Annotated in this window: 21 protein-coding genes and 1 tRNA gene; 17 read left to right on the forward strand and 5 right to left on the reverse strand. The window is 70.3% G+C overall.

Features of this window, described 5'->3' with window-relative positions; translation table 11 throughout:
• Positions 1-46: 46 nt before the first annotated feature.
• Entirely contained in the window at positions 47-985 is a 939-nt protein-coding gene (locus tag PYR91_RS09835; protein WP_279779133.1) for a hypothetical protein, read from the reverse strand.
• A 290-nt stretch (positions 986-1,275) separates the two neighbouring features.
• Between PYR91_RS09835 and PYR91_RS09840 the strand changes: the two genes are divergently transcribed.
• Complete coding sequence (locus PYR91_RS09840; RefSeq protein ID WP_279779134.1) at positions 1,276-1,794, forward strand: SigE family RNA polymerase sigma factor; 519 nt, start codon at positions 1,276-1,278, stop codon at positions 1,792-1,794.
• A gap of 83 nt (positions 1,795-1,877) precedes the next feature.
• A complete protein-coding gene (locus tag PYR91_RS09845) occupies positions 1,878-3,479 on the forward strand; it encodes a fatty acid--CoA ligase (RefSeq protein ID WP_279779135.1) in 1,602 nt (533 codons plus the stop codon).
• Between the two features lie 4 nt (positions 3,480-3,483).
• Here PYR91_RS09845 and PYR91_RS09850 read toward each other — a convergent pair whose 3' ends face one another.
• Positions 3,484-4,062, reverse strand: a complete 579-nt coding sequence (locus PYR91_RS09850) for a MarR family transcriptional regulator (protein WP_279779136.1) — start codon at positions 4,060-4,062, stop codon at positions 3,484-3,486.
• Between the two features lie 103 nt (positions 4,063-4,165).
• On the opposite strand from PYR91_RS09850, the gene PYR91_RS09855 reads away from it, so the two are divergent.
• Positions 4,166-4,729 (forward strand): YceI family protein, encoded by a 564-nt coding sequence (locus PYR91_RS09855; protein WP_279779137.1) that lies wholly within the window; start codon positions 4,166-4,168, stop codon positions 4,727-4,729.
• A gap of 458 nt (positions 4,730-5,187) precedes the next feature.
• Positions 5,188-5,277 (forward strand) — tRNA-Ser (locus PYR91_RS09860).
• A gap of 104 nt (positions 5,278-5,381) precedes the next feature.
• On the opposite strand, the gene PYR91_RS09865 is transcribed toward PYR91_RS09860, so the two are convergent.
• The 3 genes from PYR91_RS09865 to PYR91_RS09875 form a co-directional block, all read right to left on the reverse strand.
• Positions 5,382-6,536 carry a site-specific integrase gene (locus PYR91_RS09865; RefSeq protein ID WP_279779138.1) on the reverse strand — a complete coding sequence of 385 codons (1,155 nt, stop codon included), beginning with the start codon at positions 6,534-6,536 and terminating at the stop codon, positions 5,382-5,384.
• Positions 6,537-6,749: 213 nt separating this feature from the next.
• Entirely contained in the window at positions 6,750-7,121 is a 372-nt protein-coding gene (locus PYR91_RS09870) for a hypothetical protein (protein WP_279779139.1), read from the reverse strand.
• A 153-nt stretch (positions 7,122-7,274) separates the two neighbouring features.
• The gene (locus PYR91_RS09875) at positions 7,275-7,772 is read right to left on the reverse strand and encodes a hypothetical protein (protein ID WP_279779140.1); all 498 of its coding nucleotides are present in this window, start codon (positions 7,770-7,772) and stop codon (positions 7,275-7,277) included.
• Between the two features lie 460 nt (positions 7,773-8,232).
• Here PYR91_RS09875 and PYR91_RS09880 point away from each other — a divergent pair, with 460 nt between their 5' ends.
• The 13 genes from PYR91_RS09880 to PYR91_RS09940 all read left to right on the forward strand — a co-directional run bounded on the left by PYR91_RS09880 (position 8,233) and on the right by PYR91_RS09940 (position 12,301).
• Positions 8,233-8,448: a helix-turn-helix domain-containing protein gene (locus PYR91_RS09880; protein WP_279779141.1), complete on the forward strand. Its 216-nt coding sequence runs from the start codon at positions 8,233-8,235 to the stop codon at positions 8,446-8,448.
• 72 nt (positions 8,449-8,520) lie between these two features.
• Positions 8,521-8,721, forward strand: a complete 201-nt coding sequence (locus tag PYR91_RS09885; protein ID WP_279779252.1) for a BldC family transcriptional regulator — start codon at positions 8,521-8,523, stop codon at positions 8,719-8,721.
• Positions 8,718-9,092, forward strand: a complete 375-nt coding sequence (locus tag PYR91_RS09890) for a hypothetical protein (protein WP_279779142.1) — start codon at positions 8,718-8,720, stop codon at positions 9,090-9,092. Before PYR91_RS09885 ends, PYR91_RS09890 begins: the two co-directional genes overlap by 4 nt.
• The gene (locus PYR91_RS09895; protein ID WP_279779143.1) at positions 9,089-9,388 is read left to right on the forward strand and encodes a hypothetical protein; all 300 of its coding nucleotides are present in this window, start codon (positions 9,089-9,091) and stop codon (positions 9,386-9,388) included. The genes PYR91_RS09890 and PYR91_RS09895 overlap by 4 nt, the downstream gene beginning before the upstream one ends.
• A complete protein-coding gene (locus PYR91_RS09900) occupies positions 9,385-9,669 on the forward strand; it encodes a hypothetical protein (protein WP_279779144.1) in 285 nt (94 codons plus the stop codon). The genes PYR91_RS09895 and PYR91_RS09900 overlap by 4 nt, the downstream gene beginning before the upstream one ends.
• Positions 9,659-9,844, forward strand: coding sequence for a hypothetical protein (locus tag PYR91_RS09905; RefSeq protein WP_279779146.1), 186 nt, complete (start codon positions 9,659-9,661; stop codon positions 9,842-9,844). Before PYR91_RS09900 ends, PYR91_RS09905 begins: the two co-directional genes overlap by 11 nt.
• Complete coding sequence (locus PYR91_RS09910) at positions 9,834-10,103, forward strand: hypothetical protein (RefSeq protein WP_279779147.1); 270 nt, start codon at positions 9,834-9,836, stop codon at positions 10,101-10,103. Before PYR91_RS09905 ends, PYR91_RS09910 begins: the two co-directional genes overlap by 11 nt.
• The gene (locus PYR91_RS09915) at positions 10,103-10,558 is read left to right on the forward strand and encodes a hypothetical protein (RefSeq protein ID WP_279779148.1); all 456 of its coding nucleotides are present in this window, start codon (positions 10,103-10,105) and stop codon (positions 10,556-10,558) included. Before PYR91_RS09910 ends, PYR91_RS09915 begins: the two co-directional genes overlap by 1 nt.
• Positions 10,555-10,983: a hypothetical protein gene (locus PYR91_RS09920; protein ID WP_279779150.1), complete on the forward strand. Its 429-nt coding sequence runs from the start codon at positions 10,555-10,557 to the stop codon at positions 10,981-10,983. Before PYR91_RS09915 ends, PYR91_RS09920 begins: the two co-directional genes overlap by 4 nt.
• 65 nt (positions 10,984-11,048) lie before the next feature.
• Positions 11,049-11,345, forward strand: coding sequence for a hypothetical protein (locus tag PYR91_RS09925; protein WP_279779151.1), 297 nt, complete (start codon positions 11,049-11,051; stop codon positions 11,343-11,345).
• Positions 11,342-11,785: a hypothetical protein gene (locus PYR91_RS09930; RefSeq protein ID WP_279779152.1), complete on the forward strand. Its 444-nt coding sequence runs from the start codon at positions 11,342-11,344 to the stop codon at positions 11,783-11,785. Before PYR91_RS09925 ends, PYR91_RS09930 begins: the two co-directional genes overlap by 4 nt.
• Positions 11,772-11,984, forward strand: coding sequence for a hypothetical protein (locus PYR91_RS09935; RefSeq protein ID WP_279779153.1), 213 nt, complete (start codon positions 11,772-11,774; stop codon positions 11,982-11,984). Before PYR91_RS09930 ends, PYR91_RS09935 begins: the two co-directional genes overlap by 14 nt.
• Positions 11,985-12,052: 68 nt before the next feature.
• Entirely contained in the window at positions 12,053-12,301 is a 249-nt protein-coding gene (locus PYR91_RS09940; RefSeq protein ID WP_279779155.1) for a hypothetical protein, read from the forward strand.
• Positions 12,302-12,304: the final 3 nt, after the last annotated feature.

A 12,304-nucleotide genomic window follows, 5' to 3' on the forward strand; every position in this document is an offset into this window, starting at 1 on the left:
CCTGGTCGCCTCCCCGATCACTTCGTCCCCTCCAGCGGGCTCACCGTCATCCCATTCCGACGCGGGCGTTGAAGCAGCCCTTCACCAGATCCCCGCCCAGCTCGACGAACGAGACCGGCGACAGCTCCACGACGCGCCCGCGCGGCGAGGTGCCGCACTCCACGCACCGGTCGCAGAACCGCCCGGCCAGGCATCCGCAGGCCACCACCGGCAGCACCGCCGCGCGGCTCTCGCACACGTTGCTCACGTAGACCCGCGACCCGAGCGCCAGGTAGGGCAGCCCGACGCAGGAGGTCTCGGCGTCCTGGCAGCCGGAGTCGGCACGTTCCAGCATCGGGTACGCGACCCCGGCCTCACCCTCGTCGAAGGCGTCCGACCAGGCGGCCGTCCCGGAGATCCTCGACTGCACGCCGCCGTAAGCGGGCGGCGGCGGCGGGACGGCGACCGCCCGGTAGGGGGGCTGCGAGGTGGCGGGCAGCCGCGCGAAGGCGACGCCGTCCTCGCGGGTGCCGATGGCGTCGAAGAGGTAGCCCGGTTCCATGCGCGGGTGGCGCACGTGGACGCGGCCGGAGGCGCCGTAGGGGATCACCACCGTGCGCGTTCCCCGGTGCGGCCCGCAGTCGAGCTCGACCGTGCGGTCTCTGCCCTGCCGGCCCAGGGCGACGATGATCCCGGTGATCCGGGTGATGCCTGCCCACAGGCACTCGGCCACACGTCCCGACTGACGGGCGCGGATCACGACACGCGCGCCCAGCGGCAGGTCGCCGGGGGCGATCGGGCCCGCGTGCCAGGCCGTGGCCCAGGGCGCGATGACCAGCCGCTCCTCGCGCCCCTCGGGCGTCTCCACGATGACCAGGTGCGGGCTCACGTCGCGGATCTCGCCGTTGACGCCGGTCAGCGCGGGCGACTCCTGCTCCATCGCCGAGGGGGCGGGGCTACGGCCGAGGACGGCCGACGCCAGAGCGTGCCGGCGCTCGACGTCCATGGCCCCTCCCGGTCGCCGTGGCGAGTTCTCTCGCCCGTATAGGGTCACACGATTCGCCGTCGGCTCGGGATGGGGCGGGACAAATAATTCCTTCTCGGGTGAGCGTCGTGGAAAATTACCCACTCCCGGATGAACTCGTCACTGCCCGGCCCCGCCACCCGACTGTAACGATCTTTGCCGTCGGCGGGGCGAAACCTGGATGAAGGTTCAGCCGCATTATGGCCTCGGACTGCGATTCTGACGACGAGAACCCGAATGAATCACGGCCTTCGTCACGGCACGGGGATCGCATGAGCGGCAAGGACGAGGAGTTCCGCGAGTACGTCGTCGCGCGCGGCCCGGCCCTGTTGCGGGTCGCCCTGCACCTGACCGGTCAGCCCGCCGACGCCGAGGACCTGCTCCAGGCCGCCCTGGCCAAGACCTACCTGGCCTGGGACCGCATCAACGACCGCACGTTGCTCGACGGCTACGTGCGGCGCGCCATGGTCAACATCAACATCTCCTGGTGGCGCCGCAGGAAGCTGGAGGAGTACCCCTCCGAGGAGCTGCCGGACCTACCGGTCAGGGACCGGCCCGGCCCGGGCGAGCTCGACGAGCTGCTGGAGCAGGCGCTCAACCGCCTGCCGCCTCGCCAGCGCACGGCCGTCGTCCTGCGGTACTACGAGGACATGAGCGAGCCGGAGGTGGCCGAGGCGCTCGGCGTCAGCGTCGGCACGGTGAAGAGCACGGTGTCGCGGGCGGTGGCGAAGCTCCGCGGCGACCTGGTCGTCCTGGACGCGCCGGTGAAAGAGGCCCAGCCCCAGGTGTGAGGGCGGAGCCGCCTCCGGGTTCGGCCCAGCGCTTGTCTTCCCGGCCGCCGCCGGGCCAGACTCGGTGATCGGAGGTGGCACTGATGCGCAGCACGATGCCCGAACACCCGCTCACCATCACCTCGATCATGCGCCACGGCACCGGCCTGTTCGGCGACCGCGAGGTGGTCACCTACACCGGGACGGGGTACCGGCGCACGACGTACCACGAGCTGGCCCGCGAGACGGCACGTCTGGCCGGCGCGCTGCGCGGGCTCGGCGTCGACGGCGACCAGCGGGTCGCCACCTTCGCCTGGAACACCACCGAGCACCTCGCCGCCTACCTCGCCGTGCCGAGCATGGGGGCGGTGCTGCACACGCTGAACATCCGGCTCTTCCCCGAGCAGGTCGTCTACATCGCCAACCACGCCGAGGACGACGTCGTCATCGTCGACGCGTCCCTGGTGCCGCTGCTCGCGCCGATGCTGCCCGAGATGAAGACCGTGCGGCACGTGATCGTCGTCGGCGGCGCGCAGGTCGACACCACGCCGCTGGAGGCGGCGGGCAAGGAGCTGCACGACTATCGCGCCCTGCTCGACCAGGCGCCCGACCACTTCGACTGGCCCGAGCCGGACGAGCACAGCGCCGCGTCCATGTGTTACACCAGCGGCACCACCGGCCACCCGAAGGGCGTCGTCTACAGCCACCGCTCGGCCTACCTGCACTCCATGAGCGTCTGCACGGCCAACGCCGTGGGCCTGGGCGCGGGCGACCGCGTGCTGCCGATCGTCCCCATGTTCCACGCCAACGCGTGGGGCCTGCCGTACGCCGCGCTGATGGCGGGCGCGTCGCTGGTGATGCCCGACCGCTTCCTCCAGGGCGAGCACCTGGCGAGGATCATCGCCGACGAGCGTCCGACGATCGCCGGAGCGGTGCCCACGATCTGGGCCGACCTACTGCGCCACGCCCGTCAGCACGACTCCGACCTGTCCTCGCTGCGGCTGGTGCCGTGCGGCGGCTCGGCGGTTCCCGAGTCGCTGATGCGCGCGCTGGAGGACGAGTTCGGCGTCCGCGTCGTGCAGGCGTGGGGGATGACCGAGACCTCCCCGGTCGCGACGGTGGCCCACGCCGACTCCTGGGAGCTGCGGGCCACGCAGGGCAGGCTGCTGGCGGGCGTCGAGGGGCGGCTCGTCGGCCCCGGCGACACCGTGCTCGAACCCGACGGCGTGCAGGTGGGGGAGCTGGAGGTACGCGGGCCCTGGGTCACCGCCTCCTACCACCTCGACGAGGACACCTCGCGCTTCCACGACGGCTGGCTGCGCACCGGCGACGTGGGCAGGCTCGACGCCAACGGCTACGTGACGCTGACCGACCGCGCCAAGGACGTGATCAAGTCCGGCGGTGAGTGGATCTCGTCGGTGGAGCTGGAGAACGCGCTGATGGGGCACCCGGCCGTGCTGGAGGCGGCCGTCATCGGGGTGCCCGACGAGCGCTGGGGCGAGCGCCCGCTGGCCTGCGTCGTCCTCGACGGCACGGCCGAGGTGGCCGAGCTGCGCGACTTCCTGCGGGGGAAGGTGGCCCGCTGGCAGGTGCCCGAGCGGTGGGCGTTCGTCGAGGCCGTCCCCAAGACGAGCGTCGGCAAGTTCGCCAAGCGCGCCCTGCGTGAGATGCACGCGCGGGGCGAGCTCACCGTCGTGCAGCTCTGAGCGTCTACGCCTTCGACCGCAGTCGTTCGTCCGGACCGGCCTGGTTCGGAATGGTCTTGCGCGCACCGGCCTGGTCCGGCACGGTCGCGGCCGGCGCGCAGGCGGTGGCCCGAGCGGCCTCGGCGGCGCCGGCGGTCGCGCACGGGCGCACGACGTCCCTGATGACGCGCAGGGTGCCGAGCAGCGTGTCGAGCTGCTCGGGGGTGAGCAGGCCGGTGAACCACGTCTCGATGTCCTGCACGTGGCGGGGGATGACGCCCTCCAGGCGGGCGAGCCCGTCGGCGGTGAGCGTGGCGTAGGAGGCGCGCCGGTCGGAGGCGCAGGCAACCCGCTTGACGAGCCCTTCGCGCTCCAGCCTGTCGACCACGCGGGTCACCCCGCTGGTCGACAGAGACGTCTGCGCGGCTAGGTCGCTCATGCGCAGCTTCTGTTCGGGGGAGCGCCCGAGCCGGATGAGGGTCTCGAAGTCGACCTCGGAAAGCCGGGACTCCGCGAGCGCGGGGGACAGCTTGTCCATGAGGCCGGCCTGGACCTCGACAAGAAGGCCGATGGCCGTGAGGCGAGGGTCGTCGAATGAGGTCACGTGAACATCTTACCCGACGGTAGTTGACGGCGGGAATATTCCTCGGGTACATATCTGTTGAGGCAGACATCCTCACCGCAACTACTCACCGCAGGAGTCGTACATGAGCACTCGCGCCTGGGAAGGCCTGACCATCCCCCAGCCGGGCACCTTCGACCTGGATGCCTCGCACACGCGTATCGGGTTCGTCGCCAAGCACATGATGGTGACCAAGGTCCGCGGCCACTTCGGCGAGTTCACGGGGAGCATCACGCTGGCCGAGAACCCGCTGGACTCCTCCACCGAGGTGACGATCAAGGCCGCCAGCATCGAGACCGGCAGCCCCGACCGCGACACCCACCTGCGCAGCGACGACTTCCTCGCGGCCGACAAGTTCCCCGAGCTGACCTTCCGCAGCACCCGCGTCCTCAGCCACTCGGGCGACGAGTTCACGGTCGCCGGCGACCTCACGGTACGTGACGTCACCAAGGAGGTCACCCTCAAGGTCGAGTACGGCGGCTCCGGCGTGAACCCCTGGGGCGCCGAGGTCTTCGGCTTCTCGCTGGAGACCGAGATCGACCGCGAGGAGTTCGGCCTGACCTGGAACGTGGCTCTGGAGGCCGGCGGCGTCCTGGTCAGCAAGAAGGTCAAGATCGAGATCGAGGGCGAAGCCACCCGCCGAGCCTGACCCCGCAGCCCTCGCCGACGGCCCCACGGCAGCCCTCGCCGCCCCCGATCGCGCTCCACGACGATCCGCGGCAACCCGCCGCCCCGATCGTGAACCGCGACGATCAGCGGCGACCCGCTGTCCCGATCGTGAACCGCGACGATCCGCGGCGACCCGCTGTCCCGGCTCGCGAAACCGCCACGGCCCGCAGCGACCCGCTGTCCCAGATCGCGAAACGATCGCCCCGCGGCGACCTGCTACCTCGGATCGCGGACCGGTACCCACATTCTGTATCCACAGCCTGTGGATACAGAATGTGGGTACCGTCCTTTCTCAAACCCCCGCCCGCTGGCACGGCACCCGCGAGCCTCCACCGCAACGCCCCCGCCCCCACGGCCACCACGACTCACCCACCGACACGGCAACCCACTTTGCCGCCCGGCATGAACGCCGGTACTCTGTGCTGAGCCACTCGGCCAGGAGGCTTCGCCTAGTCAGGTCTATGGCGCCGCACTGCTAATGCGGTTTGGGTCTACAGCCCATCCGGGGTTCAAATCCCCGAGCCTCCGCAGGAAAAGGGCCCTTTCTCGTAAAGCGAGAAAGGGCCCTTTCGACGTCCTTAAGAGATCAACTAAGGCCGTGCCGGACCATTGCCGGACCATCCCGCAAACGATCATGCGCCCTTCCGGCGCCGCGGGATCATCGCCACCGTCGCCTCCGCCGCCGCCTGGGCCAGCTGAGGCAGCACCGCGGCGTACACGTCGGCGGTGAACGCGTACCGCGAGTGGCCCAGCTCGGCGCTCACGACCTTCATATCCACGCCCGCCGCCAGCATGATCGTGGCCGCACAGTGCCGAAGGTCGTGGAATCGAATAGGCGGCAGCCCAGCGGCGCGCGCGATCGCAGCGAACCGCTCTGAGACGTACTCCTCGCGTAGCGGCGATCCGTTCTCCTGCGTGAACAGCCGCCCCGAGTCGACCCACGTGGCACCGGCCGCTAGGCGCTCCTGGCGCTGGCGCAGGCGCCAAGCGCCGAGCAGGCCGACGTTCACCGCGTCGAGGGAGACCGTCCTCCAGGAGGACTCGGTCTTGAGGCCGGTGTCGTCCTCTTCTTCCGACTCCAGCAGGCTGATCGTGCCCTCTGCCAGCGCGGTGTTCTCCCATAACGCGCCGGCCGCCTCAGCTCGGCGCAGGCCTCGCGTCGCCACCAGGTGGTACAGCGGGTACAGCCGTTCCTGTGCCGCCTCGGCCTGGTCCAGGAACTTGCCGCACAACTCCGGTGTCCACACCATGACCTTGCCGGGGACACGTCCGGTCTGCCGCCACCGCTCGATCCGGGCCGCGGTCCACACCAGCGGCCGTACCTTGCGCACGGTCGGGAGTTCGACGTGCGGCGCGGGGTTGTGCACGATGCGCTTTTGACGCCATGCGGTGCCCAGTGCGCTGGACAGCACCCGGTGCACCCGATGAATCCGCGCTGGCGACAACGGCGTCTTGCGCTTCAAGCCGGGCTTCTGCCCGTCGGGCCGCGGCCGCGTCCAGGGGGCGGGCGCCCGGGCGGCGAGTAGCCGGCGGAGCATCTCGCTCTGGTGTCCGCCCTCGGGCGCATTGTTGATCTGCGCCATGGCGGCGTACAGCTCGGCCAGGTGACTCTCACGTAAGGCGTCCAGGGGGACGTGCCCCAGGCCTGGCTTGCCGTACAGCCGCACCGCCTCGACATACGACTTGCGAGTGGAGTCCTTCAGACTCTTCTTGCCGGCCAGCCAGATATCGAGCCAGCCGCCGAAGGTCAGGTTGCGCTCGATCACGATGCCCTTGGCGGTCTGCACCTGGAGGCCCGGAAGGGCTCGGTCCGCCTCGCCTTTCGTCCGGTACGGCCCCGCCCACGGGCGCCGGCGTTTGCCGTCGGTCCCAGGCGCTTCGTATCGGATCCACCATGCGCCATGATCGCGCTTGGTTAGCAACGGGCAGGACTGCCCGAGTTGCTTCCCGCCGGAATCGCGGCAGTTACACCGCTTGACAGGGCTTGGCATCGAAACCTCCTACGAGGAGAGGTGGCGAAGCAGGAAGGTGAGGTTGCCAGCGAGCTGCTCGGCGACCGTGAGGGGGACCAAGCCCTGCCGTAGGTAGAGATCAATCTGGTAAGGCTCGATGTCCAGCCGCACCGGCAGGCCGTGCATGTCGCGTTCCAGTAGTGGATGACATCGGACCACCGGTGCGGGATAGGAGCTCTTCCGCAGGTCCACAGTATTGAGCAGGTGGTTGCACGCCTCCTGAAGTGGGATGACGACGTCAGGATGGACGTCGGTTCGAGCTATGCGCAGTTCGATCAGCCCGGCCACCCAGCGGGAGGCGACTAGGCCGACCACGAACTCGATGGGGTCGGCGAGGCGGACGATGAGCTGAGGGGTCATGGCCAGTCGGGGCCTTCCCGTCGGACGGGCCGCCGTGCGGTGGCGGCCAGTTGCCTTGGTAGCCGATTGTTACCTGACCCTTCCTCATGTTGTCGTCCGAAACCGCGAACGACATCGGGTTGTTATGCTCCGTGGTTACCCGATTGCAGACGGTTATTCCCGCATATGACGGGCTATGTCTTCAGCCATCCGGAGGAAACGGGCACGCTCTTGCGGTGACAAATCGGGGGGAACTTGGATCGCTTCTCGAGACCCTGCGGCCACCTCTTCCACAATGCGAACAAAATTCGCTCGCTCCTTTTCTGACAGCCCTTGCGGAATAGGCACGGCCTCCCATGACCCATCGGGTGCATCCTTCAGTCTCGCCACTTCAACGCCGAGCCACTGGGCCGCGGCCAGCTCCGCCAGCACGCGCGGAGCCACACTCATCGCCACACCGAGCGCGCGCAGGCGCCACAGCTCTGGAGCGCGACTGACCCGCCCCTTTGCGAGCTGGTTGATCCATCCGTGCTGCAGCGAGAAGCCTGTCTGGGGATCAACGGCCCTCTCTGCCAGGGCCCGCTCGCTCTCCCCATGCTCGGCCAGGTAGTCGCGTACGAACCGACTCAACTGATCGTCTGCAGTGCCGGGAGTCCCACCTCTCGTCGGCATGCTCCTCCTCGCCTGGCGGCCGAATCGAACACCGGCCCTTCCCTTGTACACGATAGGTACTGAGGTCAACTAGGTATGGGAGTAAACCAGACTCACCGCTGGCAACACGATGCCGCACAACGGATTCGACAGGTGCCACTAGACATCCATCGGCAACGACAGGTAGTGTCCGATTCATCGAACAACGAGAGCGCGAGGTGCGCCTGTGGCAAGGTCCATTCCCATCCTCACCCCCACAGATCCGAAGAAGCTGCAGAGCGCCATGTATGCCGCTGGCCTTGACACCGTGCGCCTCGCCCGAACGGCCGGTGTGAGCAAGCAATACGTATCGCTGATCTTGCGAGGGCGCCGCCGCTGTCGCGCCTCCACGGCGCAGGCCATAGCGCAGGCCGTCGGTCGGTCGACGGCTGACTTTTTCACGTCGGTGATGTACGAACAATCGAACAACAAGGAGCTCGGTATGCCCGCTACGGACGTCAGGACTGACGACCCCTACCTCACCTTCGAGGAGGTCGCCAGCCTCGCACGGATGAAGGTGAAGACGTTGCGGCACCTGCGCCACACCGGTAAGGGCCCCGACTTCTTCAAGATCGGCCGCCGCCTGAAGATCCGCGAGTCCAAGGCCCGCGACTGGATCCGCAGCTACGAGACCGGCTCGCCCGCGCCGACCCCCTGAACGACGGCGCCCCCGGGCCGACGCACCGGCCGGGGGCGACAGCCAATCCCCGAGGAGGGATTCATGAAGTCTATGTGGCAGGACCTCAGCGCGTTCGCGGAGATTCTCACACCGGCTGAGGTCGCAGCGATCTTCCGCGTCGACCCGAGAACCGTCACCCGCTGGGCGAAGCAGGGCCACCTCACGCACTTCTGGACGCTCGGCGGCCACCGCCGATTCCACCGCGACGAGGTCCAGACCCTGATCAACGGCCAGGCCGGCGGCGACCGATGACCTACGCCTACGCCTACGCCGACGACACGACCCGTCTCGGCCTCCAGCAGCGCAGCGCCGTCGTACTGCTGAGCCTGCTGGCCCGTGACCTTCCGGTCGCCCACTGGTCCCTGACCGACGTTCTGGCCGTTGACGACGTTGACGGCGAGGTGGAGGGCCACCTCTCGGGCGGCGACGACGCTCAACGTCGGCTTGCGCTCACCGCGTGGGCCACAGAGTTCGGCGTCCCCGCGACCTGGAAGCAGTACAAGGATCACGACCCTGCGGGCGCCTGGGAGGTGCGGACCACGATCACCGGCGTCCGGGTCCGGATCTGGACGCAGCTCGCCACCTGCCCGGCAGCCGCCGCACCGCAGGGCGATGCCCTATGAGCGTCCTTCATGGCCACCGCGTGCGCCCGAAGGACGCGGCGATCCTCAGGCCGGAGATCGCCCCGCAAGAGGGCACGATCCCCGGCCGGGATCTAGTCGTCGGAGATGTCATCGACTTTCTCGGCCGCCGCTACGAGATCGACCACTTCATGCCCTACCTCGGCCAGCTCAGGGGCGTGCTCGGCGAGGGCGCCCGGGTGGCATGGAGTGGCGACTGGGGCATGACGATCGGCCCCAACGCCGCGATCCGCATCGTGCCGCGCCCGGCCGCCGCCATGCCCGGAGAGAGTCTGTGAACGGGCCGGACCACTTCCAGGAGGCCGAGCGCTGCGCCGCAGAGGCCGATGAGGCAGCCGAGTACGCCCAGCGCGAGGGCCAGGGGCGCGAGAACCCGGAGGACCAGGCCAACCGGGCTGCTGCCTGGCGGGCGGCCGAGCACGCCCGGGGGATGGGGCTGCTGCACGCCATGCTCGCGCAGGCCGCCGCCACCGCGATGCAGCCGTCGCAGTACAGCACGGGTCGGCCCGAGATCGCCCGGTGGTACGAGGTGGCGGGGGTGAAGCCCGATGCCGGGTGAGACCGCCCAGGTCCGCGTCATCGGCACGCCCGCCGGCGTGGCCGCCGTGGCGGACCTGATCCGCCAGCAGCCGGGCTGGGAAGTGGTTCGCGAGTCCTCCGCGCCCGCGCGCCGAGCCGGCCACGTGCGGCTGTACATCGACGTGTGTGCGGGCGAGGTGCGCGATGCGGGCTGACATCCGCTCCCGGGCGCTCGGCTACTACCGGTCCGGCGCCATCCGGGTCCTGGCCGCCAGCACCGCCGCGCCCTCGGATCGGCCCTTCTTCGTCGAGGCCCGGGTCCGGGGCCATCACAGCGACTACATCGTCCGCCACGAGCTGCGCGCGTGGACGTGCACCTGCCACGCCGACGGCTGCGCCCACGTGGCCGCCGTGCAACTGGCCACCGGCCATCCCTCGGCCGCCGCCCCTACCCCTTCCCCGAAAGGATCATGATGCCCCCCACCATCCGGGAGACGCGCATCGGCGAGGAGACCGTCAGCGCGCTCGACTACTTCTCCCGCCTGATCGGCGCGATCGAGGACGGCAACTGGCGCTACGCCCGCGACAAGCTGCGCCAGCTGCAGAACACGCTGGCCACCCTGGCCGCGCAGCTGGACCGCAAGAGCCCGGCCGCCGGGCCGCCGGTGGCCGCGTACGTGGCCAGGGAGTCCCTCCACTACCGGATCGGCAAGGCCCTGTACCGCCCGCCCGCCGGCGAGTCCACCCGCCCGGAGGTCGCCGACGACGACCCCCGGTTCACCGCCGGGCTTCTCATCGACGTGCAGGCGGTGCTGGAGCAGCACGGCTACCGCCTCCCCGACGCCGAGCGCGACCGGCACCAGGCGCTGGGCGGGCTGAAGGTCGCCCTACTGGCCGTGGTCCGCACCTTCGAGGGCGGGGCGCAGTGATCGTCGAGGACGAGGACGGCAACGACATCGACCTGCGCGACCTCGCGGACGATCGCGAGCCTGAACCGCCCGATGACCCACCGCCGCTCGACCTCGACGAGATCGAGGCCCTGTACCAGGCCGCCCTCGGGGAGTCGGTCGTCCTCGGCCAGCACGGCATGACCGTGATGTTCAACGCCGTGCCCGAGCTGCTGGCCCGGTTGCGCGCGGCCGAGGCCGAGCTGGCGGAGCTGCGCGGCTGGGAGCACCGGTACGAGTACGTCGTCACCCTTGGCGCAGAACCGGCCAAGGACCACCCGTTTGCGGCATCGGCTGAGTCCGCCGAGTGGATGCGGGTGCACCCCGAGTGCGGCACGCCGTGGGTCCGCGACGTCACCACGTCCCCGTGGCGCCGCTACGAACCGCCGCCCGAGCCGCCGTTCTAGCCCGTCGTGATGTGGTCTCCCGCCGCCCCACGGCGGGAGACCGGCAACCCCGAAAGGCACCCAACATGATCAACGATAGCGGCCCCGAGGAGACCACCTTCGCCTCCGCGCACAGCGGCGACCTGGTGCAGATCGCCGTGTGCAGCTCTCTGACCTGTACCCACCCGCCCGGCGACTGCCCCCGCGGCTGGCGACCGGCGGTACGGCTACTCGCCGAGCCGCGGCCCTGCCCCGACGGCTGCGGCGCCCGGTGCTGTACCGGCGTCACCACCGACGGCCACACCATCCCCGTCCACGCCGCGCCCACCCGCCGCATGCGGGTGGTCGAGCACGGCCCACGGCCCACCAGGAGATCTGCATGACCGACGATTCCGCCCTGCCCGCCGAGGCCTTCCCGCTGGCGATCTACAGCGCGGACCGGCACGCCACGCCCGACACCGTCCACGCGCAGGAGTCCGAGCAGGCGCTGATGCTGTGGATCTCCGGGCTGATGCTGTCGACGCCGCGCAGCGCCGACGACACCCGGCTGCACGCCGCGATCGACATGTCTCGGGCCATCGCCCGGGCGGCCGAGCGGCACGGCGCCCAGCTGCGCGCTGAGCTGGAGCGCCGCGACCGCGAGCGGCAGGCCGACAAGGCCGAGGCCGCCGTGCGCGCCGCGGAGGCCGCCCGGCGCCACGCAGACACCTCCCCGCCGGGCCCCGGCGACACCGTGCTGATCCCAGCGGCCGGCCGCGCCGACCAGACCCTGGCCATGCCCGTGGCCAACGGTGAGCAGGAGGTGACCGGTGCTGGCCGCTGAGGCTCGTGACCACACCGGGTCCCCCATCTCGCCGTACGCACGGGTGATAGGTCAGCGCCAGCGCCTGGCCACGGTGACCGACGTCGGCACCCTGGCCGGCCGCCCGGTGGTGTACCTGATGTGGGACCCGCGCCACCACCTGGCGGCCCGCCGCGACACCGTCGTGGCGTCGGCTGTTCGCGTGGTCGGGCGCCGGTAATGGGCCTGTCCTGGGGCGAAGACCCTACCCAGACACCTCCCGTACCCGGCGGCGACACCGATCTCGCTGTGCGGCTGATGGAAGCCCTGGAGGCCCGCGACGGCCAGGCGCCACCCGAGCCGCAGCCGTGCATGCTCGCCGAGCTCGACGCGTACGGCAGCCGCCGCCTGGCCCGCCAGGCCATCCACGCCCGCAGTCGCGGCTGGCGCGCCTGGTTCGGCCGGCGATGGCACCCGTTCCCCTGCGCCTGCGAGCGGTGGCACATCGGCCCGCGCCAGCGCCGTATCCGCCGTCCGCTCACCGCCGCGAGCTCCTGATCA

Source organism: Sphaerisporangium sp. TRM90804 (assembly GCF_029846175.1).
Taxonomy (GTDB): Bacteria; Actinomycetota; Actinomycetes; order Streptosporangiales; family Streptosporangiaceae; genus Sphaerisporangium.

Coding starts and splice junctions, on each gene's coding strand:
- PYR91_RS09835 (WP_279779133.1), bottom strand. CDS start 985: ATGGACGTCGAGCGCCGGCACGCTCTGGCGTCGGCCGTCCTCGGCCGT.
- PYR91_RS09840 (WP_279779134.1), top strand. CDS start 1,276: ATGAGCGGCAAGGACGAGGAGTTCCGCGAGTACGTCGTCGCGCGCGGC.
- PYR91_RS09845 (WP_279779135.1), top strand. CDS start 1,878: ATGCGCAGCACGATGCCCGAACACCCGCTCACCATCACCTCGATCATG.
- PYR91_RS09855 (WP_279779137.1), top strand. CDS start 4,166: ATGAGCACTCGCGCCTGGGAAGGCCTGACCATCCCCCAGCCGGGCACC.
- PYR91_RS09870 (WP_279779139.1), bottom strand. CDS start 7,121: ATGACCCCTCAGCTCATCGTCCGCCTCGCCGACCCCATCGAGTTCGTG.
- PYR91_RS09875 (WP_279779140.1), bottom strand. CDS start 7,772: ATGCCGACGAGAGGTGGGACTCCCGGCACTGCAGACGATCAGTTGAGT.
- PYR91_RS09880 (WP_279779141.1), top strand. CDS start 8,233: ATGCCCGCTACGGACGTCAGGACTGACGACCCCTACCTCACCTTCGAG.
- PYR91_RS09885 (WP_279779252.1), top strand. CDS start 8,521: ATGTGGCAGGACCTCAGCGCGTTCGCGGAGATTCTCACACCGGCTGAG.
- PYR91_RS09890 (WP_279779142.1), top strand. CDS start 8,718: ATGACCTACGCCTACGCCTACGCCGACGACACGACCCGTCTCGGCCTC.
- PYR91_RS09895 (WP_279779143.1), top strand. CDS start 9,089: ATGAGCGTCCTTCATGGCCACCGCGTGCGCCCGAAGGACGCGGCGATC.
- PYR91_RS09905 (WP_279779146.1), top strand. CDS start 9,659: ATGCCGGGTGAGACCGCCCAGGTCCGCGTCATCGGCACGCCCGCCGGC.
- PYR91_RS09910 (WP_279779147.1), top strand. CDS start 9,834: ATGCGGGCTGACATCCGCTCCCGGGCGCTCGGCTACTACCGGTCCGGC.
- PYR91_RS09915 (WP_279779148.1), top strand. CDS start 10,103: ATGCCCCCCACCATCCGGGAGACGCGCATCGGCGAGGAGACCGTCAGC.
- PYR91_RS09925 (WP_279779151.1), top strand. CDS start 11,049: ATGATCAACGATAGCGGCCCCGAGGAGACCACCTTCGCCTCCGCGCAC.
- PYR91_RS09930 (WP_279779152.1), top strand. CDS start 11,342: ATGACCGACGATTCCGCCCTGCCCGCCGAGGCCTTCCCGCTGGCGATC.